Raw genomic sequence first — 24,908 nt, 5'->3', positions numbered from 1 at the left:
CGGGTCAGCCCTTCTCGGGGTCCTTGAGACCGACGCCGACGTAGTCGATGCCGCCGGTCGCGGCGTTCGCCGAGGAGAACAGGCCGGTCACGTTCTCGCCCGGCAGCATGACGCCCTTGGCGACCATGAGCGGGACGACCGGGGCCAGCTCGAGGATCTGCTCGTCGAGGTCGCCCCACTGCTCGTTGGCGGCCTCGATGTCCGTCATCGCCCCGATCTCGTCGATCCGCTCGTTGATGGCCGGGTCGTTGATCTGGGCGATGTTGCCGTTGCCCTTCTCGTAGATGTTGCGGCCGTCGAACAGCGGCGGGATGAACGTCGCCGCCGACGAGGCCCAGTCCGGGCACCAGCCGGTGATCGCGGCGTCGTGCTGCTGCGACGGGGTGCCGATGGTCTCGTAGTAGGTGGCGGTGTCGATCAGGTTCAGCTCGACCGTGATGCCCACCCGCTCCAGCGCCTGCTGGACCGCCTCGGCCTGGGCCTGCATGGACTCCTGGGCGCGGATGTCGAGGGTCATGGTGAACCCGTCGGACAGTCCCGCCTCGTCCAGCAGCTTCTTGGCGGCCTCGACGTCGCCGGTGCCGTCCTCGGACGGGTAGAGGTCGAAGTCCTTGTGGCCCGCGACCGACGGCGGCAGGATCGTCGTGGACGGGTCACCGAGCTGCGTGCCGCCGCTCGCGTTCACGATGGTGGTGCGGTCGATCGCGTAGCTGATCGCCTGCCGGACGTGGACGTCGTCCATGTGCTTCTTGGTGGTGTTCAGGCCCATGTACGTGGTGCAGATGCCGGGGAACTCCAGGACGCGCTCCTTGAGCTGCGGCGTCTGCAGCCGGGGCAGCGTGGCGGGCTGGATGTTGCCCGCGATCGCGTTGACGTCGGCGCCCTGCCCGGCGATGAGCCGCTCGTCGATGGTGGCCGGGTCCAGGCCGATGGTGAACTCCCAGGCGTCCGGCTTGGCAGCGCGCACCTCGTCCGTGGCCGGGTCCCAGTTCTCGTTGCGTGTCAGCTTGATGGTGCTGCCTGGCACGTACTCGGCCAGCTTGTAGGGGCCGGACGCGATGATCTCGTGGATGAACTCGTCGCCCGCGCCGCTGTCCACGGGGAACGGCGTCGCGTTCACCTGGGAGAGCACGGCGTCGAACTCGGGGAACGGCTTGATGAGGTGGAAGACGATCGTCGTGTCGTCGGGAGTCTCGATGGTCGGCAGGTCGCCGCTCTTGTACGGGCCCTCGTAGCCCTCCGGGGCGTCGATGACCTGCTTGAGGTACGGCGAGCCGATGCCGATCTCGGGGTCCCAGGCCCGGGAGATGCCGAACTTGACCTCCGCGGAGGTGATCGGGTCCCCGCCTGCGAACTTCAGCCCGTCCTTGAGCGTGTACGTCCAGGTCAGGCCGTCGTCGGACGCCTCGCCGAGGCTCTCGGCCAGGTCCGGGACGATCTCGGTCGGGTTCTCGGACGAGCCGGGCGCGGAGGTCGTGAGCTGCCGGTAGACGAGCCGGTAGAAGTTGTTCACGCCGCCGTCCCAGCCGCGGGCCGGGTCGAGGTACGAGAAGTCGGCGTTCTGCAGCACGTGCACGGTGCCACCCACCGCGGGCTCCGCGGTGAAGCCGCCACCCCCGGAGGAGTTGTCCGGGGCGCCGCCGCCGCAGGCGGCGAGGGCGAGGGTCGTGGCGGCAGCGAGGACGGCTGTCGTTATCCGATGGAGCTTCACGATGTGGCCTCTCGGTTGATGACGCCGGAGCGTCGAGGGGTCGTACGGGTAGGGGCGGGAGGGCAGGAGCCCTCTGGCGGGTCGGTCCGGTCAGGTGTGCCGGAGCCAGACCCGCATCGCCCCGGGGTCGCGGTTCGCCCAGAGGTGGTAGGGCACCAGCGGTACCTGCGTCGTCGTCGACGAGGTAGATGGGTCGGTCCGGTTCGCGGCCGGGTACGGGTCGTCCGACGGCGCGGGCTGTCGGCTCACGTGCGCGGTCAGGGCGTGCCGCAGCACGGGGTCGTCGGCCAGCAGGGCGTGGGATCGCAGGTCGTCGCCCGACGGCGGCGCGTCGCCCACGGCGTGCACCACGAGCTCGTCGACCGGCACGGGGGAGTCGATCTGCTCCAGGCAGTGCACCACCGGTCCGCGCACGGCGGCGACGGCGCCGCGGGTCGCGTCGACGGCGGGGTGCGAGACGACGAGCGCCGGCGGCATCGGCAGGTCGAGCACGAGCTCCTGGCCCGGTCGCCACACGCTGGTCAGGTGCAGCCAGCCGTCCGCGGCTCGGTCGTCGACCTCGGCGACCGCCTCGCCGTCGATGGTGACCCGCGGCGTCGTCGCCCAGGCTGGGATGCGGAGGGTCAGCGTCGACGGCTCGTCGCGGGCGGCGCGCACGCGGACCGTGACACGCCCGTCCCAGGGGTAGTCGGTGACGACGTCGACAGAGAGCGCAGCGGAACGCACGCGGCACGCGGTGAGCAGCGCGATCGTCAGGCCGTCCGGCGTCTCGAGCGCCACGTGGTCCTGGAGCGCGCTGATCCAGCGCGCCGCGTTCGGCGGGCAGCAGGCACAGCCGAACCACCGGCGGCGCAGCGGCTCCGCGGGATCGACCGGCCGCCCGTCGGTGTGGTCGGGACGGCGCTGCAGCGGGTTGTCGTAGAAGAAGCGGGTGCCGTCCAGCGAGACGCCCGCGGCGAACCCGTTGTAGAGGACCCGCTCGACGTGGTCCAGGACCGCGGCGCTCCCGGTGGCCAGGAACAGCCGCCAGCCCCACTGCATGGTGCCGATGGCGGCGCAGGTCTCGGCATAGGCGCGTTCGGACGGCAGTTCGTACCGGTCGCCGAACGCCTCGTCCGAGTGCCGGGACCCGATCCCGCCCGTGACGTAGGACTTGGTGCGCACCATGTCGTCCCACAGGCGCAGCAGGTGGTCGATCCGGGCCGTGTCGCCGCGCTCGACGGCGACGTCGGTGGCGCCGGCCGCCAGGTAGACCATGCGCACGGCGTGCCCGGTCACCGTGTCCAGGTCGTGCAGCGGCGCGTGGTCCGCGTAGTACGCGGGCCCGAACGGCGCCTTGGCGAAGAGCCCGGAGCCGCGTCGCTCGACGAACAGCTCGGCCTGGCGCAGGTAGGGCTCGTGGCCCGTCTCGCGGTACAGCTCCACGAGCGCCGCCTCGATCTGCGGGTGACCGCAGTACTCCGCGCGCCCGTCCTCGCCGAACCGGTCGACCACGAGGTCCGCGAACCGGCGGGCGACCGCGAGCAGCCGGTCGTCGCCCAGCCTGCGCGCGGCGGCGAGCGCGCTCTGGACCAGGTGGCCGAGGTTGTACAGCTCGTGCCCGCCGGCCAGGTCCGTCCACGGCGGGACCGTCGCGTCGGGGCCCTGGTGGAACGTCGACAGGTACCCGTCGTCGGCCTGGGCGCGCTCGATGAGGGACACGGCCTCCTCGTAGAAGGCGCGGACTGCGGCGTCTTCGGGCACGGCGTCTTCGGGCGCCGCGTCGCGGGCCAGCTCGTACGCGGCCGCCTCCAGCGTCTTGTAGACGTCGGTGTCCATGAACGGGTAGCCGCCGCGGAACGGCTCGCCGGTCCGCTCGGCGATCCGGCGGAAGTTGTCGAGGACGCCGGAGGCCCGTACCTGCTCGACGACGTGGGGGAGGGTCGCGGCCGTGTTGCGCCGCTGCCACCGGCCCAGGAGGCCGTCGGTGAGTGCTACCCGGGCCGCGCGTTGCCGCGCCTCTGTCCTGGCGTCGTTCCGCATAGTCCTCCGCCCTTGGTTCCTCAATCAGCGATATGTGATGCGTGATATTCTACTGATCGACGGCGGCGGTGTCGATGGGGTGAATGTAAACGTCGCGTTTCCGCTACTCCAGGCCGATCCAGGCCGCTAGTTCCCGGCTGTTCCGCCCGGCCTCAGGTACCCTCAGGCACCATTGACGACGGGGTTCGCATCCCGTGTAATATACTACTAGCGTTGCCTGACCACCCAGGAGTGCAGCATGAGCGCCACAACACCTACCCCGTCGGTCCGCCGTCTACCACCGGTCGCGAGCCTGCGCGAGCAGGTTCACCGCGCCCTCGTGGCGGCGATCGTCGCGGGTGAGCTCGAACCCGGTGAGCTCGTCTCCGTGCCGACGCTCGCCGCGCGGTTCGACGTGTCGGCGACGCCGGTGCGCGAGGCGGTCCTGGACCTGGAGCGGCGTGGTTTCCTGGAGGCGGTCCGCAACAAGGGGTTCCGCGTCACCCGCGTGAGCGACCAGACCCTGCGGCACGTCGCCGCCGTCCGCCTGGTGATCGAGCCGGTCTGGATGGAACGGCTCGCCAAGTCGTTCCCCGTCGGGCAGCTGGCGGAGTTCCGCGCGCTGGCCGACGAGATCGTCGAGGGCGCGCGCACCGGCGACCTGGTCGCGTACCTGCAGGCGGACCAGACGTTCCACCTGCGGCTCATGGGCCTGCTGGGCAACCCCGTGGCTGGTGAGATCGTGGCCGACCTGCGCGACAGGGCCCGCCTGCTCGGGCTGTCGACGATGGTCGCGAGCGGCACGCTCGCCAGCTCAGCCCAGGAGCACCACGAGCTGCTCGACCTGCTCGCAGCCGGCGACGGCCCGGGCGCCAAGGCGCTCATGGAGCGGCACATCGGGCACTCGCTCGGCACCTGGGCGGGCAAGCCGGAGGACTGACTGACCGTAGGTCGAGCCTGTCGAGACCGCTGAACTTGCCTGGACCGCTGAAAAGGAACTGATCGAGGAGGTGGATGTGGCAGCGGACGTCGTGATCGTCGGCGCCGGGATAGTCGGCGCTGCCTGCGCGCGAGCCCTCGCCCGGGCGGGCGCCCGCGTGACCGTGCTCGACCGCGGGGCTGCCGCAGCCGCGACCAGCGCCCACGGCGAGGGCAACCTGCTGGTCTCCGACAAGGGCCCCGGCCCGGAGCTGGAGCTCGCCAAGCTGTCGCTGCGCCGGTGGGTCGCGCTCGCTGACGAGCTGGCGGACGAGCTCGGGCCCCGGTTCCCCTCCGTCGAGCACGAGGTCAAGGGCGGCCTGGTCGTCGTCACGTCCGCAGACGGTCTCGCCGGACTGCGCCGGTTCGCCGAGGCGCAGCGGGCGTCCGGCGTCGACGCGGTCGAGGTGACCGCCGAGGAGGCGCGCGAGCTCGAACCCGATCTGGCGTCCGGCGTCGTGGGCGCCGTCCACTATCCGCAGGACGCCCAGCTGCAGCCCGTCGCGGCCGCCGAGGCGCTGCTCGCGTCCGCGCGTCGCGCCGGCGCGGAGGTCCGCACCGGCGTCGAGGTGACCGGCCCGCTGCTCGGGGCCGACGGCGCTCTCGCCGGCGTCGTCACGTCGCACGGGAAGGTGGCCGCGGACGCCGTCGTCGTGGCGGCCGGTCCCTGGTCGGGGGAGGTCGCCGAACGGCTCGGCTCCTGGATCCCTGTGCGACCCCGCCGCGGGATGGTGCTCGTGACCACCCCCATGCCCCAGCGGATCCGGCACAAGGTCTACGACGGCGACTACTTCGCCGCGACGCAGTCGGCGGGCGCCGAGCTGCAAACCTCCGCCGTCATCGAATCAACGCGCGGCGGGACTGTGCTGATCGGGTCGAGCCGCGAGCAGGTCGGGTTCGACGAGCGCTTCCGGGCCGAGGTGCCCGCCGAGATGGCGCGGCGCGCGGTGGCGGTGTTCCCGTTCCTGGCGCGTACCCCTGTCATGCGGTCCTACCTGGGCTTTCGCCCGTACATGCCCGACCACCTGCCGGTGATCGGCCCAGACCCCGCGAGGGCCGGGCTGTGGTTCGCGACGGGCCATGAGGGCGCTGGCGTCGGGCTGGCTCCCGCGACCGGCGACCTGCTCGCCGCGCAGCTGCTCGGGTTCGAGCCACCCGTGGACCCTCGCCCGTACGCCGCCGACCGGCGGACGCTCCTGGATTTCCGCCCGCTGGAGATCCGATCATGACCTCGTACCGCGTCCCCGCCGAGCGCGATCCCGCCCGGCCGGCGGCCGACCGGCCGCTGACCGTCGTCGTGGACGGCGAGCCCGTCACCGGGACGGCCGGCCAGACGATCGCCGGGGTCCTGCTGGGCGCCGGACGGCGCGAGTGGCGCACCACCGCGCCGGGCGGCGCACCGCGCGGCGTGTTCTGCGGGATCGGCGTGTGCTTCGACTGCCTGGTCGAGGTCAACGGCCTGCGGGACGTGCGCGCGTGCCTGCGGCGAGCGCAGGACGGCGACGTCGTGACCCGGCAGGGCGGACCAGGGGAGGATCGATGAGCGGCACGACGAGACACGTGGTCGTCGTCGGCGCGGGCCCGGCCGGCCTTGCCGCCGCGCGGGCCGCCGCGAGCGCGAGTGCGCGGGTCACGCTGCTCGACGCCGCCGACGGGCTCGGCGGCCAGTACTGGCGCCACCTGCCGGCGGAACGTCCGGCCGGCCGCGAGGGTCTGCTGCACCACAGGTGGGCGACGTTCGGCGAGCTCGACGCCGCCCTGCGGGCGGATCCGGACGTGACGGTGCTGCCCTCGGCCCAGGTCTGGTCGCTCGAACGGCTCGACGCCGGTATCCGGCTCAACGTCCTGATCGGGGAGCCCGACGGCGTAGGGCGCGAGGCACTCGTGCTCGAACCCGACGCCCTGGTGCTCGCCACGGGCGCCCACGACCGCACCCTGCCGTTCCCCGGCTGGCAGCTGCCCGGCGTCTACTCGGCCGGTGCGGCGCAGGCGCTGGCGAAGGGGGAGCGGGTGGCGGTCGGACGGCGCGTCGTCGTCGCCGGGGCCGGGCCGTTCCTGCTGCCCGTCGCGTCGTCGCTGCTGCAGACCGGAGCCGATGTCGTCGGCGTGCACGAGGCGAGCCGGCTCGGGTCCCTCGCCCGCGGCTGGCTGAACCGGCCGTGGGAGCTGGCCGGGGCCGCGGGCAAGGCGGGCGAGCTGGCCGGGTACGTCCGCGACCTGGCGCGCCACCGCGTCCCGTGGCGGCCCGGCGAGGCGGTGGTTGCCGCGCACGGCGACGGGCGGGTCGAGGCGGTGACCGTGGCGCGGCTCGACGAGCGCTGGGCGCCGGTCGCCGGGACCGAGCGGCTCGTCGAGGCGGACGCGGTGTGCGTCAGCCACGGCTTCACGCCGCGTCTGGAGCTGGCGATCGCCGCCGGGTGCGACCTCACGCCGGGCCGGTTCGTGGTGGTCGACGACACCCAGGCCACCTCCGTCCCCGGGGTGTGGGCCGCCGGCGAGGTCACCGGCATCGGCGGCGCCGACGCTGCACTGGCCGAGGGCACGGTGGCCGGGACGGCTGCGGCCGGCGGCGACACCGGCACCGGAGCGGCCCGCGCGGCCGGCCGGGCACGCACCCGGGCACGCGGCTTCGCGGCGCGCATCGAGGCGGCGCACGGCATCCGCGGTGGGTGGACCGGCTGGCTGCGCGACGACACCGTCGTCTGCCGCTGCGAGGAGACCACCTACGGACGCGTGCGCGAGGTCGTCGAGCTGACCGGATCGCACGAGCCGCGGTCCGTGAAGCTCACCAGCCGCGCCGGGCTCGGCCCGTGCCAGGCGCGGATGTGCGGCCGGACGCTCCAGGAGCTCCTGGCCGGTCCGGAGGCCACGGGTGCCGCAGCGCCGACTGTGGACCGCCGTCCGTTCGTCGTCCCCGTCCGGCTCGGCGACCTCGCGGGCCTGCCCTCAACTTCCCGACCGACAGCCTCACCCACAGCATCAGCATCCCAACCCGGAGGAGACCGGACATGAACCAGCGTTTCGACCTCGGCGGCGTGATCGTCGCTACCACCCTCGCCTTCAAGCCGGACGCGTCCGCCCCGGCCGGGCTCGCCGTCGACTACGAGCGGTTCGCCGCGCACTGCGAGTTCCTGATCGACAACGGCTGCCGCGGCGTCGGGCCGAACGGCTCGCTCGGCGAGTACTCGTCCCTCACGGACGACGAGCGCCGCAAGGTCGTACAGACCGCCGTCGCGACGGTTGGCGATCGCGGACTGGTCGTGGCCGGCGTGCACGGCGTCGGCTCGCACCAGGCCAAGCACTGGGCAGAGCTGGCGAAGGAGGACGGCGCGGACGCCGTCCTGCTGCTGCCGCCCACGCTCTACCGCGCGAACCGGACCGAGGTGATCGCGCACTATGCCGCCGTCAACGAGGTCGGCCTCCCGATCATGATCTACAACAACCCCATCGACACGAAGGTCGACCTGACGCCCGACCTCCTGGCCGAGCTCGCCCAGCTGGAGAACGTGGTCGCCGTCAAGGAGTTCTCGGGCGACGTGCGGCGCGTGCTGGAGATCAAGGAGCTGGCCCCCGACCTCGACGTCATCGCCGGCGCCGACGACCTGCTCTTCGAGTCGCTGGTGGCGGGCGCCACCGGCTGGTTCGCCGGCTACCCGAACGCGTTCCCGCGCGAGGCGGTCGAGATCTACACCCTGGTCACCGAGGGCAAGATCGCCGAGGCGCGCGAGCTGTACAGGCACCTCGTGCCGGCGTTCCGCTGGGACTCCCGCACCGAGTTCGTGCAGGCGATCAAGCTCTCGATCGACATCACCGGCCAGAGCTACGGTGGTCCGACCCGCCCGCCGCGCGGCCCGCTGACGGCAGAGCACGAGGCCCAGGTCCGCAAGGACACGGAGTCGGCCCTCACCTACATCGCCTCCCGCACCCCTCGCTGAGTGCTGGATATTTGTCCCCTCGAAAGGATTCGACAGCGCAAATACCCAGCACTCAACGGACCAAGGAGAGAGAGCATGCGTACCAGTCGGACCATTAGTACCGTCGACTCGCATACCGAAGGGATGCCTACGCGGGTCGTGACCGGTGGGGTCGGGGTCATTCCCGGCGAGACGATGAACGACCGGCGGCTGTACTTCATGGAGCACATGGACGACCTGCGGCTGTTCCTCATGAACGAGCCGCGGGGGCACGCCGCGATGAGCGGCGCCATCCTCCAGCCGCCGACCCGGCCTGACTGCGACTGGGGCGTCGTCTACATCGAGGTGTCCGGCTGCCTGCCCATGTGTGGGCACGGGACCATCGGTGTCGCGACGGTCCTGGTCGAGACGGGCATGGTCGACGTCGTCGAGCCGGTCACCGAGATCCGGCTCGACACGCCCGCCGGGCTCGTCGTCGCCAAGGTGGCCGTCAGCGACGGCCACGCCGACGCCGTGACCATCGAGAACGTGCCGAGCTTCGTGACGGCGCTCGACCAGGTGATCGAGGTGCCCGGCTACGGAACGGTCCCGTACTCGATGGCGTTCGGCGGCAACTTCTACGCGCTCGTCGACCTCGACGATCTCGGCCTGCCCTTCGACCGGGCGCGCCAGCAGGACCTGCTCACCGCCGGGCTCGCGATCATGGACGCGATCAACGAGACCGCCATGCCGAAGCACCCCTCGCTCGACGGCGTGGAGGGCTGCCACCACGTCGAGCTGATCGCCCCGGGCTCCGACGCACGGCACTCGCGCCATGCGATGGCGATCTGGCCCGGCTGGTTCGACCGGTCGCCCTGCGGCACCGGGACGTCGGCCCGCATGGCCGAGCTCTGGGCGCGCGGCGAGCTCGCCCTGGACACCGACTTCGTCAACGAGTCGTTCATCGGCAGCCGGTTCGTCGGCCGCCTGGTCGCGGAGACCGACGTCGCGGGCGTGCCCGCCGTCGTACCGACCATCACCGGGCGCGCCTGGGTGACCGGGACCGCGAACTACGTGCTCGATCCCAGCGACCCGTTCCCCACGGGCTTCGTGTTCTGACTCTTGCTTGTACGACCTGCCCGCCGTACCCCGCCACCCGCTGAGGAGCCGACCCATGACCGCCACCGCGGCACCCGACCTCGACCGCACCGTCGACGACGTCGCCCGCCGGGCCGCCGACGCCTTCGACGAGCTCTCCCGCACGGCGCCCGCCGTCCGCGCCGAGGGCCTGCGCGCCGCGGCCGCCGCGCTTGCCGACCACGCGGACGAGCTGGTCGCCATCGCGCAGGAGGAGACCGGCCTCGCCGAGGCCCGCCTGCGCGGCGAGCTCAAGCGCACCGGGGTGCAGCTGCGCCTGTTCGCCAACGTCGTCGCCGACGGCGCCTACCTCGACGTGCGCCTCGACGAGGCAGACCCCGACTTCGTCCTCGGCCCCCGGCCCGACCTGCGCCGCAGCCTCTGGCCCGTCGGCCCCGTGCTGAACTTCGCGGCGAGCAACTTCCCGTTCGCGTTCTCCGTCGCCGGCGGGGACACGGCGGCGGCGCTCGCGGCGGGCTGCCCCGTGATCGTCAAGGCGCACCCCGGGCATCCGCTGCTGTCCGAGCGGGTGGCGGAGCTGGTCTCGGCCGCGCTGACCGGGGCCGGGCTGCCGGAGGCCACGCTGCAGCTGGTCACCTCGCAGGACGCCGGGATCGCGCTGGTCGAGCACCCGGCGGTGCGGGCCGCCGCGTTCACCGGGTCGCAGCGGGTGGGGCAGCTGCTGGCCGCCCGGACCGCCGCGCGGCCCGACCCGATCCCGTTCTTCGGCGAGCTGGGCAGCGTCAACCCGGTGCTCGTCTCGCCGGAGGCGCTCCGCGAGCGGTCGGGCGACCTGCTCGCGGGGTACGTGGCCAGCGTGTCCGGTTCGGCGGGCCAGCTCTGCACCAAGCCCGGCTTCCTCCTCGTTCCCGTGGGCACCGAGTACGACGACGTGGTGGTCACCGCCGCGGCGCAGGTGCCGGAGCACCGGCTGCTCAACCCGTCCATCGCGGACGGGTACGAGCGGCGGGTCGGGCAGGTGCTCGGGGTGGACGGCGTGCGCGTCGTGCACGACGGCGGGTTCCGGCGCGACGCGGACGGACAGGCCTGGGTGACGCCGACGTTCGTCGCCGTCCCGCTCGACCTGCTCCGGAGCGCCGGGCCTGTGCTCCTCGACGAGGTGTTCGGGCCGTTCTCGGTGATCGTCGAGTACCCCGACGGCACGGATCTGGGCGCGGCGGTCGCCGAGCTGTTCCCCGGCAACCTCACGCTGACCCTGCACCTGGGCTCCGGAGAGACAGAGGGGGAGTGGGCGAGCCTCGTGGCCCGGCTGGGGCGGCACGCCGGCCGGATCCTGCTCGGCGGCTGGCCGACGGGCGTCGCCGTGACACCGGCGATGCAGCACGGCGGGCCGTGGCCGGCCACGACCACCGACGGGACGTCCGTCGGTACGGCGGCGATCGGCCGCTTCCTGCGCGGGGTCGCCTTCCAGGACGCCCCGCAGGAGCTGCTGCCCCCGCCGCTGCGCGACGAGAACCCGTGGGACGTGCCCCGGACCGTCGCCCCGCGCGGCGAGTCGTCGCTCTGGTGACCGGCTCAGCCGATCAGCAGCGGACCTACAGCCCCGTCATGCGGAGCATCGCCTCGGTATAGCGCTCGCCGCTGACCTGGATCTTCTCGGCTCCGGCCGCGATCTCGGCCAGGTCGGCGGCGGTGAGCTCTACGTCGGCTGCGCCGATGTTCTCCTCGAGACGGCTCGTCCGGCGGGTCCCGGGGATCGGGACGATCCACGGCTTCTGGGCGAGCAGCCAGGCGAGCGCGACCTGCGCCGTCGTGCAGCCCTTGCGGGCTGCGACAGCGCCGAGCAGCTCGACGAACGCCTGGTTGGCGTCGCGGTTCTCCGCCTTGAAGCGCGGAAGGCCGGTGCGCATGTCGTCCTCGGCGAGCTGGGTCGCGGAGGTCAGCGCGCCCGTGAGGAACCCCCTGCCGAGCGGGCTGAACGGGACGAACCCGATCCCGAGCTCTTCGAGCGTCGGCAGGATCTCGGGCTCGGGGTCCCGGGTCCACAGCGAGTACTCGCTCTGCAGCGCCGTGACGGGCTGGACCGCATGTGCGCGGCGGATGGTGTCGGCCCCTGCCTCCGACAGCCCGAACCGGCGCACCTTGCCTGCCTCGATCAGCTCGGCGACGGTGCCCGCGACGTCCTCGATGGGGACCTGCGGGTCGACGCGGTGCTGGTAGAAGAGGTCGATCACGTCCGTGCCGAGGCGGCGCAGCGCGGCGTCGGCCACCTCGCGGATGTGCTCGGGGCGGCTGTCCGTCCCGACGCTCCGGCCCTCCTCGTCCAGCTTGAAACCGAACTTCGTGGCGATGACCACCTGGTCGCGCACCGGGGCGAGTGCTTCGCCGACCAGCTCCTCGTTGACGAACGGGCCGTACACCTCGGCCGTGTCGAAGAGAGTGATCTCGCGGTCGACCGCGCCGCGCAGGACCGCGATCATCTCCTCACGCGTTCCAGGGTTGGGACCGTACCCCTGGCTCATACCCATGCAGCCCAGCCCGATGGCCGAGACCTCGAGGCTGCTCGTCCCGGATCCCAGTGTTCGTGTCTGCATCAGTGACTCCTCGGTCGTGGGTGGGTCAGGCGGCGCCGCTCTCCCCGCGGTACGGGCGGAAGAAGTCGCGCAGCTCCTGCGCGTAGAGCTCGGGCTCCTCGAACGCTGCGAAGTGCCCGCCCCGATCGGGTTCCGTCACGCGGACCGCGTTGGCGGTGCGTTCGAGCCAGGCCCGCGGCGGGCGGACGACGTCGCCCCGGAACACCGAGAACCCGGACGGCACCTCGACCCGGCGGGTGAGCTGTCCGGCGGGGATCGCCGAGTTCGCGTTGTACATCCGCATGGACGACCCGATGGTGCCCGTGAGCCAGTAGATGGTGATGTTGGTGAGGATCTCGTCGCGGGTGTAGCGCTCGACGCCGCCGTCGCTCCACGACTGCAGCTTCTCGACAATCCAGGCAGCCAGGCCGGCAGGGGAGTCGTTGAGCGCCGCGGCGACGGTCTGGGGCTTGGTGCGATGGATCGCGCCGTAGGCGCCCTCTGTCGCGCCCCACGTGGCGGCCTCGGCGAACCATGCCCGCTCGGCCGCGGTGAGGGTTGCGGGGTCTCCGGCGAAGACGGGCAGGCCGCCGTCCGTGCGGTGGACCGCGGCGACGCGGTCGGGGTGGTCGAGCGCGAGGTATCGGCTGACGTGGCTGCCCAGGTCCCCGCCCGCGGCGCCGAACCGCTCGTAGCCGAGCGTCCGCATGAGCTCGGCCCACAGCCCGGCGACGGCGACGGAGCTCAGTGGGGGCCCGGTCGGCCGGTCCGAGTACCCGAAGCCGGGCATGTCGGGGACGACCACGTCGAACGCGTCGGCGGGGTCGGCGCCGTGCGAGCCCGGGTCGGTCAGGAGCGAGACGACCTTGGAGTACCGCCAGAACGAGTCAGGCCAGCCGTGGCAGAGGACCAGGGGAAGCACCGGGCCGGCCGGGGCGACCGCCCGGGCGTGCACGAAGTGGATCCCGAGCCCGCCGACCCGGGTGCGGAAGCGGGGGAGCCGGGCGAGCGCCGCCTCCTGCGCCGGCCAGTCGAACCCGTCCGCCCAGTACGCGACCAGCTCGCGGAGGTAGTCGAGGTCGGTGCCGAGGGACCATCCGGCGTCCTCGGGAGCGTCGGGCCAGCGGGTCGCGCGCAGCCGCGCACGGAGGTCTTCGATCGCCTCGGGGGTCGTCCGCGCGACGAACGGCTCGGGGGCTGCAGGGGTGTCCGGCACGGACCTCACCCTACGTGGACGGCTCCTGTGAGGCGACGGCGATACGGCTGCCAGCGGCAGTCTCCGCAACAACAGACACTTGTTCAATACTTGACACCTGTCTATGATCGGCGCCATGAAGTTCGACCTGGCTCAGTCGGCGCCCGTCAAGGACCGGCGCGTGCGGCGGTCGCGCGCGGCGCTCACCCGGGCGGCCGTCGCGCTCGTGACGGAGCGGGGCACCGCCGCCGTGCCGCTCTCCGACATCGCCGCCGCCGCGGACGTGAGCCGGCAGATCGTCTACCAGCACTTCGGGGACCGCGACACGCTGCTGCTGGAGGCCGCCCTGGACCTGATCCGGACCGAGCTGATGCCATGGCTCGCCGAGGGCGACCCAGGGACCGACGCCGAGAGCGGCGCCGAGAGCGACCCAGAGACCGGCCCAAGCACCGCCCCACCGACCACCCCGGCAGACGCCCGGGAGCAGGTGCTCCTGTTGACGCGCCACTTCGCGCGGCACCGCGTCTTCTACCGCGCGATGTTCAACAGCTCCAGCGCATCGGCACTGAACGAGGCGCTCGGCGGGCTGTTCGGTGCAGTGAACCGGCGCGCGTTCAAGGAGCGCTTCGCCGGCACGTTCGGCCCCCAGCAGATCGAGGACCTCACGGTGTTCGTGACCGGGGGCAGCGCGAGCATCGTGAACGCGTGGGTCACAGGGGACGACGAGCCGCTCGACCCGGAGGACCTCGCCGACCGGATGGTCGGCCTGGCCGGCATCTTCGCCGCGGCGATGGGCCAGATCACCGCTACCGATACCAAGGAGTCCGGCCGATGAGCCTCATGAGTCGTGTGCTGCAACGCCAGCAGAAGCTTTCCGAGCCCCAGACGAGGCGCCTCCGGGTCGACAGGAACCTGCTCGTCCCGATGCGGGACGGCGTCGACCTGCTGGCCGACCGCTGGGCACCGCGGGACGGGGGAGACGGCCTGCCCACTGCGCTGATCCGCAGCCCGTACGGGCGCTCGGGCCTGTACGGCACGCTCATGGCCCGGCCGCTGGCCGAGCGCGGCTACCAGGTGCTCATCCAGAGCGCCCGCGGCAGCTTCGGCTCGGGCGGCGTCATGGACCCGCTGCGCCAGGAACGCGAGGACGGCCTGGACACGCTGGACTGGGTGGTCAAGGAGCCCTGGTTCGGCGAGGCGCTGGTCCTCTACGGGGCGAGCTACATGGGCATGGTGCAGTGGGCGGTGGCCGACAGCCTGCCCGCGCAGGTCAAGGCGATGATCCCTGTGGTCACCGAGTCGGCGCTGACCAGGGAGTTCCTGCGCGCCGACGGCCGGTCGCTGGAGGTGCCGCTCGAATGGGGCGCCATGGTCGCCACCCAGGAGCGGCCGCTCAGGCTGCTGCGGATGAACGCCCAGACCAAGAAGACCGCCCGCGCGCTGCGCACCCTGCCGTTGAGCGGGTTCGACGTCGCGGCGACCGGTGAGCAGTCGCAGTACGTCCAGGACGTCCTGGCGCACGACGCCGCCGACCCGCACTGGGACCGCCTCGACCACACCCACCGCGTCGCGGCCACGAGCGTTCCGGTCAGCTCGGTCGCCGGCTGGTACGACATCTTCCTGCCGGGGCAGCTCCGGGACTTCAGGATCCTGCAGGACGCCGGCCGGACCGCCCGCCTCACCGTGGGCCCGTGGACGCATACGCAGCCGGTGGCCGCGACGTCCGAGGCACTCGGTTTCGGCCTGGCATACGCCCGGGGCGAGGAGCCCGCAGAGCGCGCGCCGGTGCGGCTCTTCGTGATGGGCCAGGACGAGTGGCGCGACTTCGAGAGCTGGCCGCCTGCCGGCTACGAGCCGCAGCGGCTCCACCTCCAGGCCGACGGCGGGCTCGCCGCGGACCTGCCGGCGGAGTCCGCCCCCGACGAGTACCGGTACGACCCCGCGGACCCGACCCCCGCGGCCGGCGGCATCAGCATCAGTAACGGCGGCCGCGTCGAGAACGGCACCCTGGAGGCCCGGCCGGACGTCCTGACGTACACGACCGACGTGCTCGAGGAGGACGTCGAGGTCGTCGGCGAGGTGAGCGCGGAGGTCTGGTTCCGCTCCAGCCTCGCCCACGCCGACGTGTTCGTGCGGCTGTGCGACGTCGACGCAGACGGCCGGTCGTTCAACGTCTGCGACGGACTGGCCACCCTGGCCGGCGCGGACGAGCTGTCGCAGGCCACGGTGACCCTGTGGCCGACGGCGCACCGGTTCAGGCGCGGTCACCGCATCCGCGTGCAGGTCTCCAGCGGCGCCTTCCCGCGTTTCGCCCGCAACACCGGGACCGGCGAAGCCATCGCGTCCGCCACGACGCTCCTGGCCGCGGACCAGGCTGTCCACCACGACCCGGAGCACCCCTCGGCGGTGATCCTGCCGGTCCGGTCGGCGCGCTGACGGGCCTACTCAGTGCCTGCTCGGTCCCGGCTCAGTCCCGGGGACGCAACCGGAGCGTCTCGCCGACGGCGTGCGCGCCGGTGACCGTGCCCACGATGCCCTGGCCGTACCGGTCGTACTTGGCGTGGTAGGCGGCGTCGAGGTCGGCGTGGACGTCGTCCTCCGGTTCCTCGAAGGTGACGTCCTTCTCGACGCCGCCCGCGTGGACGTACCCGGTGCCCGCGGCCAGCGCGCGCCGGAACCAGCCGTTGTCACGGCCGTACGCCGAGCGGACGTAGACGTGGTCGCCGACCCGCACCGACCAGATGGTGACGTGCGGGCGGCGGCTGCCGTCGGGCCGGTAGGAGGCGATGCGCAGCTCCTCGGCCCCGCCGATACGGGAGAGCTCGTCCTCGGTCCATGCGGTCATGCGCGGTTCCTTCCTGGTCGTGCCCAGGTGCCCCGGGCGGTGCTACGACCTTCAACATAGGTCGCCGCACCCAGCCCAACCAGGCACTGTCAGAACTCCCACCGACAGGGACTCACCAGAGCGGCCTGTGAGCGTGGCGTGAGCCGGTTCAGCGCCACAGGTGCTGGACGCGCCGGACCACGAGCGCGGCCGCGGTCAGGCCGAGCGCGGCACTGCCCACGGCGACGGCGCTCGCGCCCGCCGGGCGGCCGGCCGCGTCCAGCACGATGCCCATGTGGTCGAACGCCGCGACGTCGTTGATCGCCAGGTACCAGGCGATCAGGTACAGCACCTGGAACACGCGCGGGGTGCGCGTGACCGTGCCGAGCAGCAGCGCGAGCGACGGGATGAACAGCGCACCGGCGGCCCAGTGCGCGGCACGGGCGGCGTCGCCGTCGAGCAGCATGCTCGCCAGCGGTCCGACGGCGGTCGCCGCCGTGAGCGCCACTCCGGCCAGCCACTGCGCGACCGTCCGGTCCAGGCTGCCCGGATAGGCGCCCAGCAGGGTGTCCATGCCGTGCTCGAGGTGCTGCGTGCCCAGTCGCGACCAGACGAGGACCGGCCAGATCCAGGCCGCCGCCAGCACCGCCGTCCCGGGTCCGTTCCAGGCCACCGCCGCGACGTTCAGCCCGGCGGCGACGATCCACCACCACCAGGACAGGTCCGACGTCAGGACCCGCAGCTCCCCGGCGACCATCCGGGCCAGGGCCGGTCGCCGTCCGACCGGAGCGGCCGTCAGGGAACCGACACCCATCGAGCCGACAGCCCGCGGCGCCGCGGAAGCGCTCGCCGGCAGCTCCGCGGCGTGGACCAGTCCCGCGTCGGCAGTGACCCGCGGCGACCGTGCCGTCCGGGCGACGTCGAACCGGTCGAACCACAGCGCCGGGAGCACCGCGACGAGGACTGCGGCCAGGAACACCAGGAAGCGGCCGCCCACGAGCTCGCCGGTCGGTGCGAGCCCGTCCCAGTCGAAGACCCGCAGCGGTTCGTCGATGCCGGTCAGACCCAGGCTGAACCCGCCCGCCGGCGGCAGACCCTGCTCGACGACGGACGCCCGCATCGACTCGACGACGAGCCCAAAACCACCGAACGGCACGCCGCCGCTGCCGAGCAGCAGGAACGTCCACACGAAGAACCAGACGATGTTGCCCAGGCCCGCGCGCAGCGGCCGGACCGTCTCGAACAGCACCGCGGCGGCCGACGTCACCGCCAGCACGGGCAGCGTGAACAGTGCGAAGGGCGCCAGCAGCGCCACCGGGTCCACCGTGTACGACTCGCCCCGCGCGATCTGGAGCGCGAGCGCCGTCACGGCCAGCGCGCCCGCCATCGACGCCAGGACCAGGAAGTTGCTGAGCAGCTTGCCCAGGAGATAGGCGGGACGGGTCAGCGGGGTCGCGGCGAGCACCTGCCCCACGCCGGTGAGCCGGTCGCGCGTGATCGTTCCCCGCACCACGTAGAACCCGCCGAGCATGAGCCACAGCCCGCCCGCGAGCGCCGTCACGGTGCCGACCCAGGCGCCGTCGTACGGGCCGCGGTAGCCGCCGGCGTCCATGATCACCCACACCGAGTCGGCGGGCGGGATCGCCAGCCACCCCAGCCCGATCGCCGCGGCCAGGGTGATCAGGTAGGCGGGCCGTCGGGTGCGCTCGCGGAAGTCGGCCACGGCGATCCCCAGCAGGGCGCTCATCGGGCGACGCCCGCGTTGGCGGCGGAGCCGTGCACCACGGCGAGGTAGGCGTCCTCGAGGTCCGGGGCGACCGGGACGGCGTCCGCGACCGGCGCGGAGGTGCCGAGCAGGCGTACCCGCATCCCGGCTGGAGTGCGTACCTGCTTGCTGATCACGTGGCGCTCGCGGAGCACCTGGAGCGTGTCGGCGGGGACGGTCGCCTCCCACACCTGCCCCTGGGCGAGGCGCAGCACGTCGTGCGGGGCGCCGCGCACGAGCAGGCGCCCGCCCGCCATGATCGCGATGTCGGAGGCGACGGACTCGATGTCGGACGCGATGTGGGTGGAGAGCACGACCACCCGGTCCGTGGCGAGGTCGCTCAGCAGGTTGCGCAGCACCACGCGCTGCTCGGGGTCCAGGCCGGCCGACGGCTCGTCGACGACGAGCACCCCCGGATCGGTGAGCAGCGCCTGCGCTATGCCGACCCGGCGGAGCATGCCGCCCGAGTAGGCGCCGAGCGGCCGCTTGCCCGCGCCCGCGAGGTCGAGGATCTCGAGCAGCTCGCTGATCCGGGCGCGTGCGGCGCGTGCGCCGACGCCCTTGACCGCGGCCAGGTAGGAGAGGAACTCGGGCGCGCTCAGGTGCGGGTACACGCCGAAGTCCTGCGGGAGGTAGCCCAGGCGGCGGCGGAGCGCGTCGGGCCGGCGCACCGCGTCGGCGCCGTCGAACAGCACCTGCCCGCTGGTGGGCCTGGTCACCGTGGCGGCGATCCGCATGAGGGACGACTTGCCGGCGCCGTTCGGACCGAGCAGTCCGATCAGGCCGTTGCCGAGGCGCAGGGTGACGGCGTCGACGGCGCGCGGGCCGCCGCGGTACTGCTTCATGACGTCCACGAGCTCGAGTACGGGTTGCATGTGCCGATGGGACCATCCGCGCCGGTGGGCGGTCACGACCACCAGGTAGCGAACCGGAGGTAGGCCTAGCACTACCTTCCGCGCCGGCTCCCTGGCGTCCGTCTAGCATGACGGCGTGCGAGAGACAGGCCCGCGAACGGCGCTGGAGGCCGTCACCTGGCCCCGGTTGCTGCTGAGCTGGTGGCCGTGGCGGTCCCTGGCGTACCTGCTGAGCACTCTGCCGCTCGGCGTCGTCGCCGGTGCCCTCGTGGCGGTCCCCGCGGTGCTGCTCGCCACGGGCTGGGCTGCCGGCAGCCTCGAGCCGGGCACGGCTGTGGCGCTCATCGCGCTCGAGCTGCTGCTCGTGGTCGGGTTCGGGCCATGGTTCGCCCACGCGCTGGCCGCGACGGAGAGACGTCGGCTGCGCTGGGTGGACAGCCGCCCGATGCCGGAGCGACGGCGCCTGATCGGCGGTTGGGTCGACGGCGGTGCGGACGGCGCGTCCGCCGGCAGAAATCCGGTCCTTGCCCGCTATGCCGACCCGGCGACCTGGCGGGAGGTCGGCTGGCTGCTCCTGCTCTCCACTGCCGCGCCCGCCGTGTCGGCCGCGGCGCTCCTGCTCGGGCTGCTCGTCGGTCTCTACGCGGTCAGCCCGCTCGTGCTGCTGGCCCAGCGCCCGGGCGACGGACCGGTCGCCCTGGGACCGTGGTCGGTCTCCACGGTGGCGGAGTCCGTCCCGTTCGCGGCCGCCGGGATCGTGCTGCTGCCGGTGGTCGGATACGTCTGGACCGTGGTGGCCGGGGGACTGGCCGACGTCGCGCGCCGCCTGCTGGTCGGCGCCGAGAGCGAGGTCCGGGCCGAGCTCGTCGAGGTGTCGCGCTCGCGTGCCCGCCTCGCCGACGCGTTCGACGCCGAACGCCGCCGGATCGAGCGGGACCTGCACGACGGCGCCCAGCAGCGCCTCGTCAGCCTGACGCTGCAGCTCGGCTTGGCCCGGCTGGACGTGCCGCCGGACTCGCCCGCCGGGCGGTCTCTCGCCAGCGCGCACGACCAGGCCAAGGAGCTGATGACCGAGCTGCGCGAGCTGATCCAGGGCATCCAGCCGCAGACCCTGACCGACCTGGGCCTGCCCGCCGCGCTCGGCGAGCTCGCCGACCGCTCGCCCGTGCCGGTGCACGTCGACGCCGCGCTCGACTCCCGCCCTGAGCCCAAGGTCGAGTACACCGCCTACTTCGTCGTCTCGGAGGCCCTGGCCAACGTCGCCAAGCACGTGGGCGCCGCGGGCACCGCGCGGGTGACGGTCCGCCACGCCGGGGGCGGCACCAGGGCCGGCACCCTGACGGTCGAGGTGACCGACGACGGTCCCGGGGGAGCCGACCCCGCGCGCGGCACCGGGCTGGCCGGGCTCGCCGACCGGGTGGCGGTCATGGGCGGGCGGATGCTCCTGTCCAGCCCGCCCGGCGGGCCGACGACGGTGCGCGCCGAGCTGCCGTGCGGTCCGGACGGTGTGCTGTGAACGGCGCGATCAGCGTCGTCGTCGCCGAGGACGGTGTCCTGCTGCGCGTGGGGCTGGTCGGCCTGCTCGAGCGGTTCGGGTTCGAGGTGCGCGCGGCCGTGGCGGACGCCGACGCGCTGCGTGCTGCCGTTGCTGAGCACGATCCCGACCTGGTGATCACCGACATCCGGATGCCGCCGACGCATACGGACGAAGGGCTGCGGGCCGCGGTCGAGGTCCGTGACGCGCATCCGGGGCTGGCCGTCGTCGTGCTGAGCCAGTACGTGCAGCACTCCTACGCCGCCGACCTCTTCGGCACGGGCGACGGCCGCGGGGTCGGCTACCTCCTCAAGGACCGGGTGGTCGACGTCGAGGAGTTCGTCGACTCGCTGCGCCGCGTCTGCGCCGGCGGGACCGCGGTGGACCCCCAGGTGGTCGGACAGCTCGTGCGGCGACGGGACGACCCGCTGGCCGCGCTCACGACGCGCGAACGCGACGTGCTGGGGCTGCTCGCGGAAGGGCACTCGAACGCGTCGATCGCCCGTCGCCTGTTCGTCACCGAGGCCACCGTGGGAAAGCACGTGGGCAACATCTTCGTGAAGCTCCGGCTGCCGCAGACCGACGACACCAACCGCCGGGTCCTGGCCGTGCTCGCGCACCTGGCGGGGCAGGGCGGCTAGCTCGTCAGCCGGCGGGCCGCCTCCAGCAGGGCGCCGGTGCCCTGGACGAGCGCGCGCAGGTCGTCGACGGAGAGCAGGGCGAGGAGGTCCGGCGGCAGGTCCTCGTCGTGCGCGACGAGGCGCCGGATCGCCTCGGACCCCTTCTCGGTGCTGGTCACACGACGGACCCGGCCGTCGACGGGGTCCTGCGTGCGCACGGTCATGCCGGCGGCCGTCAGCCGGTCCAGGATCCCCGAGACCGTGCCGGCCGAGACGCCGAGCGCCTCGGCGAGCCGTTGCGGCGTCGACTCGCGGTCGACCTGGACCAGTGCCAGCGCCCGCAGCTGCTGCACGGTCAGGTCCGTCTCCAGGAGGGGACGCAGCCGCGCGGCGAAGAACTCCTCGCCGAGCAGGCGGTGCAGGTCGGCGAGCTCGGCGACGAGCTGGTCGCGGGTCTGGTCGGTCACGGGGCGACTGTAGTCGGCAACTTCACCCGCCCCGAACCGGAGTTGCGAGGCGGGAACCCGGGCCGGATCCTTTGCGTTAGGCAAAATATTGCGCCGGAGGGGTAGTGGGCCCGGCGTATCCCCAGATCTGGAGGCAGTGTGTTCCGTCTTGCCCGTATGTCGCTCGCGAACCGTGCGCTCGTCGCCCTCGCGACGATCGCCGTGTTCTTCGTCGGCATCTACAGCATGGGGCAGCTCCGCCAGGAACTCATCCCGTCGATGAACGTGCCGATGGTGGCGGTGACCGCCGCCGACCCGGGCACGTCGCCCGAGATCGTCGCCGATCGGGTCACCGACCCGATCGAGACGGCGGTCCAGAGCATCGACGGCGTCACGGGCGTGACCTCCACGGTCTCCACGGGCGTCTCGATGACGACCGTCGAGCTGGAGTACGGCACCGACGTCGACGCGATCGAGCAGGAGATCACCTCCGCGGTGGACGGCCTCCGGGACCTGCCGGAGGACGTCGAGCCCCAGGTCATGGCCGGCTCCCTCGACGACCTGCCCGTGGTGCAGCTCGCGGTCTCGGGCGACGGCACCGAGCAGGAGCTGTCCGACGCCATCGACTCCGTGCTGGTGCCCGAGCTGTCGGGCATCGCGGAGGTCCGCGACGTCACCGTGACCGGGACCACCGAGCGCCAGGTCGTGATCGAGGCGGACGACGAGAAGCTCGCCGCGGCCGGCCTCACCTCCGCGCAGCTCTCGTCGCTGCTGCAGGAGAACGGCACGGTCATGCCGGTGGGCGAGGTGACCGAGGACGGCGAGACCAGCAGCGTCCAGGTGGGCACGTCCGTCGAGTCGGTCGAGGAGCTCGAGAACCTCCCGATCGTGCCCACCGCGGGTGCCGCCGGCGGTGCGGCGGGTGGACCGGCGGGGGGCGCGGGCACGGCGGGCGAGGCGCCGGCCGCGCCCCTGGCCCCCGACGCCGAGCCCGCCCCCGACGTCGTGCACCTGGGCGACGTCGCGGAGGTGAGCGTGCAGGACGTGCCGCCCACCTCCTTCTCGCGCCTGGACGGTGAGCCGTCGCTCGCCATCGCCCTGACGAAGACGCCGGACGGCAACACGGTGGACGTGTCGCACGCGGTGCACGAGGTGCTCGCCGACGCGCGCGAAGAGCTCGACGCCGACGGCGTGAGCACCGCGGTCACGTTCGACCAGGCGCCGTTCATCGAGGAGTCGATCGAGGGCCTGACGACGGAGGGCGGGCTCGGCCTGCTCTTCGCGGTGCTCGTGATCCTCGTGTTCCTGGCGTCGATCCCGGCCACGCTGGTCTCGGCGATCTCGATCCCGCTGTCGCTCGCGGTGACGTTCGCGGCGATGAACCTGACCGGCTACACCCTGAACATCCTGACGCTCGCCGCCATGACCATCTCGATCGGGCGCATCGTCGACGACTCGATAGTCGTGATCGAGAACATCAAACGACACCTGTCCTACGGCGAGGACCGGGTGGACGCCATCGTCACCGCGGTCCGCGAGGTGGGCGCCGCCATCACCGCCTCGACGGTGTGCACGGTGGCCGTGTTCGCCCCGATCGCGCTCGTGGGCGGCATGGCCGGCGAGCTGTTCCAGCCGTTCGCCGTCACCGTCGCCATCGCGATGGGCGCGTCGCTGGTCGTGGCGCTCGTGGTCGTGCCGGTGCTGGCCTACTGGTTCATCAGGGTCCCGGCCTCGGCCGACGGCGGCGTCGCCATGCGCGAGGCGGCCGAGCTCAAGGAGCGCCGTGGCGCCTGGCAGCGCGCGTACGTGCCGTCCCTGTCCGCCGCGCTGCGTCACCCGGCTGTCACGCTGGGTGTCGCGGTGGCGCTCCTGGCCGGCACGGTTGCGCTGGTGCCGCGCATGGAGACCAACTTCATCGGCAACGCGGGCCAGGACACCCTCACGGTCACCCAGGAGTTCGAGCCGGGCACCGCCCTGGCGGCCCAGGACGAGGCCGCCAAGGAGGTCGAGGACGTCCTCGCCGACGTCGACGGCGTCGAGACCGTGCAGACCACCGTCGGGTCCGGGGACGGGATGGCCGCCGCGTTCGGCCAGGGCGGCGGCGCCGGCAGTGCGTCGTTCGCGCTCGCGCTCCAGGACGACGTCGACGGCGAGACCGTGCAGGACGACGTGAGCGAGGCGCTCGACGAGGCGGACCTGACGGGCGAGGTCACCGTGGCCGCCGGGGACTCCGGGTTCGCCGGCAGCACCGTGGACCTGGTCGTCACGGCCGCCGACGCCGAGGGGCTGGCCGACGCCGCGAGCACCGTCGAGGACGCGGTGACGGGCCTGGACGGCGTGGCGGACGTGACGAACAACCTGGCCGCCGAGCAGGCGACGGTGCAGGTGACCGTGGACCGGGACGCGGCGGCGGAGGCCGGCCTCACCGAGGCGACGGTCTCCGGGCTGCTGGCCGGTGCGATGAACGAGTCGAGCATCGGGACGGTCGACCTGGACGGGGCCACGCTCGACGTGGTGGTGGCCGGTGACATGCCGGCGACGACCGCCGAGATCAAGAAGGTCGAGGTGCCGACGGCGGCGGGCATGCTCCCGCTGAGCGACCTCGTGACCGTCGAGGAGGTGTCCGCCCCGGCGTCGATCACCCGGGTCGACGGCGAGCGCAGCGCCACCGTTGCCGTGACCCCCTCCGGGGACGACCTGGGCGCGCTGTCCGGGACGCTGACCGAAGAGATCGAGGACCTCGACCTGCCGGACGGCGCCGAGGTGAGCGTGGGCGGCCTCGCGGCCGACCAGGCCGACGCGTTCGCGGACCTCGGCCTCGCGCTGATCGCGGCGATCCTCATCGTCTACCTGGTGATGGTCGCGACCTTCCGGAGCATCGGGCAGCCGCTGATCCTGCTGGTCTCGGTGCCGTTCGCGGCGACCGGCGCGCTGGGTGCGCTGCTGCTGACCGGGACGCCGCTGGACGTCGCCGCCCTGATCGGTGTGCTGATGCTGGTGGGCATCGTCGTGTCGAACGCGATAGTGCTGATCGACCTGATCAACCAGTACCGGGCGGACGGCCGGCCGCTCGACGAGGCGGTCAAGGAGGGTGCGCGGCAGCGGCTGCGGCCCATCGTGATGACCGCCGCCGCGACGATCCTCGCCCTGACCCCGATGGCGTTCGGCCTGACGGGCGGCGGGGCGTTCATCTCGCAGCCGCTGGCGCTCGTGGTGATCGGTGGCCTCGTGTCCTCGACCCTGCTCACGCTGTACGTGGTGCCGGTGATCTACACGCTGTTCGAGCGGCGCACGGAGGACCGCGCCCCGAAGCGGGCCGCCAAGGCGGCCCGTCGCGCGGAGAAGGCGGAGGTCAAGGCCAGGCACGCGGCCCGCGTCGCGGAGGAGCTGGCGGCGGGCACCGCGCGGTAGGCGTG

General features: G+C 73.0%; 20 protein-coding genes. 12 read left to right on the top strand and 8 right to left on the bottom strand.

Translation table 11 applies throughout. From position 1 onward, the window contains the following. Positions 1 to 4 precede the first annotated feature (4 nt). Together ACFO6V_RS01870 and ACFO6V_RS01865 are read right to left on the bottom strand one after the other, a co-directional pair. A complete protein-coding gene (locus ACFO6V_RS01870) occupies positions 5 to 1,711 on the bottom strand; it encodes an ABC transporter substrate-binding protein (protein WP_377131581.1) in 1,707 nt (568 codons plus the stop codon). A gap of 90 nt (positions 1,712 to 1,801) precedes the next feature. Further along, positions 1,802 to 3,733 (bottom strand): glycoside hydrolase family 127 protein, encoded by a 1,932-nt coding sequence (locus ACFO6V_RS01865; RefSeq protein ID WP_377131579.1) that lies wholly within the window; start codon positions 3,731 to 3,733, stop codon positions 1,802 to 1,804. 238 nt (positions 3,734 to 3,971) lie between these two features. On the opposite strand from ACFO6V_RS01865, the gene ACFO6V_RS01860 reads away from it, so the two are divergent. From ACFO6V_RS01860 to ACFO6V_RS01830, 7 genes are all read left to right on the top strand, one after another. After that, positions 3,972 to 4,652, top strand: a complete 681-nt coding sequence (locus tag ACFO6V_RS01860) for a GntR family transcriptional regulator (protein WP_357506185.1) — start codon at positions 3,972 to 3,974, stop codon at positions 4,650 to 4,652. Positions 4,653 to 4,728: 76 nt separating this feature from the next. Continuing rightward, complete coding sequence (locus ACFO6V_RS01855; RefSeq protein WP_377131576.1) at positions 4,729 to 5,919, top strand: NAD(P)/FAD-dependent oxidoreductase; 1,191 nt, start codon at positions 4,729 to 4,731, stop codon at positions 5,917 to 5,919. Continuing rightward, complete coding sequence (locus ACFO6V_RS01850; RefSeq protein ID WP_377131574.1) at positions 5,916 to 6,233, top strand: (2Fe-2S)-binding protein; 318 nt, start codon at positions 5,916 to 5,918, stop codon at positions 6,231 to 6,233. Before ACFO6V_RS01855 ends, ACFO6V_RS01850 begins: the two co-directional genes overlap by 4 nt. Next, a complete protein-coding gene (locus ACFO6V_RS01845) occupies positions 6,230 to 7,702 on the top strand; it encodes an FAD-dependent oxidoreductase (RefSeq protein WP_377131572.1) in 1,473 nt (490 codons plus the stop codon). Before ACFO6V_RS01850 ends, ACFO6V_RS01845 begins: the two co-directional genes overlap by 4 nt. Beyond that, positions 7,699 to 8,625, top strand: a complete 927-nt coding sequence (locus tag ACFO6V_RS01840) for a dihydrodipicolinate synthase family protein (RefSeq protein ID WP_377131570.1) — start codon at positions 7,699 to 7,701, stop codon at positions 8,623 to 8,625. Before ACFO6V_RS01845 ends, ACFO6V_RS01840 begins: the two co-directional genes overlap by 4 nt. A 75-nt stretch (positions 8,626 to 8,700) precedes the next feature. Continuing rightward, the gene (locus ACFO6V_RS01835) at positions 8,701 to 9,702 is read left to right on the top strand and encodes a proline racemase family protein (RefSeq protein WP_377131568.1); all 1,002 of its coding nucleotides are present in this window, start codon (positions 8,701 to 8,703) and stop codon (positions 9,700 to 9,702) included. Positions 9,703 to 9,757: 55 nt separating this feature from the next. Next, on the top strand, positions 9,758 to 11,251 hold the full coding sequence (locus ACFO6V_RS01830) for an aldehyde dehydrogenase (NADP(+)) (protein WP_377131566.1): 1,494 nt from the start codon (positions 9,758 to 9,760) through the stop codon (positions 11,249 to 11,251). A gap of 25 nt (positions 11,252 to 11,276) precedes the next feature. On the opposite strand, the gene ACFO6V_RS01825 is transcribed toward ACFO6V_RS01830, so the two are convergent. Further along, positions 11,277 to 12,275 (bottom strand): aldo/keto reductase, encoded by a 999-nt coding sequence (locus tag ACFO6V_RS01825; protein WP_377131564.1) that lies wholly within the window; start codon positions 12,273 to 12,275, stop codon positions 11,277 to 11,279. 25 nt (positions 12,276 to 12,300) lie between these two features. Continuing rightward, complete coding sequence (locus ACFO6V_RS01820; protein WP_377131561.1) at positions 12,301 to 13,470, bottom strand: epoxide hydrolase family protein; 1,170 nt, start codon at positions 13,468 to 13,470, stop codon at positions 12,301 to 12,303. A gap of 115 nt (positions 13,471 to 13,585) precedes the next feature. Between ACFO6V_RS01820 and ACFO6V_RS01815 the strand changes: the two genes are divergently transcribed. Together ACFO6V_RS01815 and ACFO6V_RS01810 are read left to right on the top strand one after the other, a co-directional pair. Further along, positions 13,586 to 14,284 carry a TetR/AcrR family transcriptional regulator gene (locus tag ACFO6V_RS01815; RefSeq protein WP_377131559.1) on the top strand — a complete coding sequence of 233 codons (699 nt, stop codon included), beginning with the start codon at positions 13,586 to 13,588 and terminating at the stop codon, positions 14,282 to 14,284. After that, a complete protein-coding gene (locus tag ACFO6V_RS01810) occupies positions 14,281 to 15,885 on the top strand; it encodes a CocE/NonD family hydrolase (protein WP_377131557.1) in 1,605 nt (534 codons plus the stop codon). The genes ACFO6V_RS01815 and ACFO6V_RS01810 overlap by 4 nt, the downstream gene beginning before the upstream one ends. Before the next feature lie 31 nt (positions 15,886 to 15,916). Here the strand turns inward: ACFO6V_RS01810 and ACFO6V_RS01805 are convergent, their stop codons facing one another. From ACFO6V_RS01805 to ACFO6V_RS01795, 3 genes are all read right to left on the bottom strand, one after another. After that, positions 15,917 to 16,294 carry a DUF2255 family protein gene (locus ACFO6V_RS01805; protein WP_377131555.1) on the bottom strand — a complete coding sequence of 126 codons (378 nt, stop codon included), beginning with the start codon at positions 16,292 to 16,294 and terminating at the stop codon, positions 15,917 to 15,919. A 148-nt stretch (positions 16,295 to 16,442) separates the two neighbouring features. Beyond that, entirely contained in the window at positions 16,443 to 18,020 is a 1,578-nt protein-coding gene (locus ACFO6V_RS01800; protein ID WP_377131553.1) for an ABC transporter permease, read from the bottom strand. Next, complete coding sequence (locus ACFO6V_RS01795) at positions 18,017 to 18,913, bottom strand: ATP-binding cassette domain-containing protein (RefSeq protein ID WP_377131550.1); 897 nt, start codon at positions 18,911 to 18,913, stop codon at positions 18,017 to 18,019. The genes ACFO6V_RS01800 and ACFO6V_RS01795 overlap by 4 nt, the downstream gene beginning before the upstream one ends. Before the next feature lie 115 nt (positions 18,914 to 19,028). On the opposite strand from ACFO6V_RS01795, the gene ACFO6V_RS01790 reads away from it, so the two are divergent. Together ACFO6V_RS01790 and ACFO6V_RS01785 are read left to right on the top strand one after the other, a co-directional pair. Further along, entirely contained in the window at positions 19,029 to 20,408 is a 1,380-nt protein-coding gene (locus ACFO6V_RS01790) for a sensor histidine kinase (protein ID WP_377131548.1), read from the top strand. Beyond that, on the top strand, positions 20,405 to 21,067 hold the full coding sequence (locus ACFO6V_RS01785) for a LuxR C-terminal-related transcriptional regulator (RefSeq protein ID WP_465264097.1): 663 nt from the start codon (positions 20,405 to 20,407) through the stop codon (positions 21,065 to 21,067). Before ACFO6V_RS01790 ends, ACFO6V_RS01785 begins: the two co-directional genes overlap by 4 nt. On the opposite strand, the gene ACFO6V_RS01780 is transcribed toward ACFO6V_RS01785, so the two are convergent. Continuing rightward, positions 21,064 to 21,513 (bottom strand): MarR family winged helix-turn-helix transcriptional regulator, encoded by a 450-nt coding sequence (locus tag ACFO6V_RS01780; RefSeq protein ID WP_377131545.1) that lies wholly within the window; start codon positions 21,511 to 21,513, stop codon positions 21,064 to 21,066. The two genes, ACFO6V_RS01785 and ACFO6V_RS01780, sit on opposite strands and share 4 nt — an antisense overlap. A gap of 156 nt (positions 21,514 to 21,669) precedes the next feature. Between ACFO6V_RS01780 and ACFO6V_RS01775 the strand changes: the two genes are divergently transcribed. Beyond that, complete coding sequence (locus tag ACFO6V_RS01775; RefSeq protein WP_377131543.1) at positions 21,670 to 24,903, top strand: efflux RND transporter permease subunit; 3,234 nt, start codon at positions 21,670 to 21,672, stop codon at positions 24,901 to 24,903. The last annotated feature ends 5 nt before the right edge of the window (positions 24,904 to 24,908 follow it).

Source organism: Promicromonospora alba (assembly GCF_042654905.1).
In the GTDB taxonomy this organism is placed as follows: domain Bacteria; phylum Actinomycetota; class Actinomycetes; order Actinomycetales; family Cellulomonadaceae; genus Promicromonospora; species Promicromonospora alba.
The sequence above is the reverse complement of the archived record's forward strand: the minus strand, read 5'-3'. Positions and strand labels throughout refer to the sequence as shown.

Excerpts from the sequence above, each read along its gene's own strand:
- ACFO6V_RS01860 (WP_357506185.1), top strand. The coding sequence starts at position 3,972 with ATGAGCGCCACAACACCTACCCCGTCGGTCCGCCGTCTACCACCGGTC.
- ACFO6V_RS01840 (WP_377131570.1), top strand. The coding sequence starts at position 7,699 with ATGAACCAGCGTTTCGACCTCGGCGGCGTGATCGTCGCTACCACCCTC.
- ACFO6V_RS01805 (WP_377131555.1), bottom strand. The coding sequence starts at position 16,294 with ATGACCGCATGGACCGAGGACGAGCTCTCCCGTATCGGCGGGGCCGAG.
- ACFO6V_RS01845 (WP_377131572.1), top strand. The coding sequence starts at position 6,230 with ATGAGCGGCACGACGAGACACGTGGTCGTCGTCGGCGCGGGCCCGGCC.
- ACFO6V_RS01800 (WP_377131553.1), bottom strand. The coding sequence starts at position 18,020 with ATGAGCGCCCTGCTGGGGATCGCCGTGGCCGACTTCCGCGAGCGCACC.
- ACFO6V_RS01795 (WP_377131550.1), bottom strand. The coding sequence starts at position 18,913 with ATGCAACCCGTACTCGAGCTCGTGGACGTCATGAAGCAGTACCGCGGC.
- ACFO6V_RS01815 (WP_377131559.1), top strand. The coding sequence starts at position 13,586 with ATGAAGTTCGACCTGGCTCAGTCGGCGCCCGTCAAGGACCGGCGCGTG.
- ACFO6V_RS01850 (WP_377131574.1), top strand. The coding sequence starts at position 5,916 with ATGACCTCGTACCGCGTCCCCGCCGAGCGCGATCCCGCCCGGCCGGCG.
- ACFO6V_RS01775 (WP_377131543.1), top strand. The coding sequence starts at position 21,670 with ATGTCGCTCGCGAACCGTGCGCTCGTCGCCCTCGCGACGATCGCCGTG.
- ACFO6V_RS01865 (WP_377131579.1), bottom strand. The coding sequence starts at position 3,733 with ATGCGGAACGACGCCAGGACAGAGGCGCGGCAACGCGCGGCCCGGGTA.
- ACFO6V_RS01835 (WP_377131568.1), top strand. The coding sequence starts at position 8,701 with ATGCGTACCAGTCGGACCATTAGTACCGTCGACTCGCATACCGAAGGG.
- ACFO6V_RS01830 (WP_377131566.1), top strand. The coding sequence starts at position 9,758 with ATGACCGCCACCGCGGCACCCGACCTCGACCGCACCGTCGACGACGTC.
- ACFO6V_RS01825 (WP_377131564.1), bottom strand. The coding sequence starts at position 12,275 with ATGCAGACACGAACACTGGGATCCGGGACGAGCAGCCTCGAGGTCTCG.
- ACFO6V_RS01810 (WP_377131557.1), top strand. The coding sequence starts at position 14,281 with ATGAGCCTCATGAGTCGTGTGCTGCAACGCCAGCAGAAGCTTTCCGAG.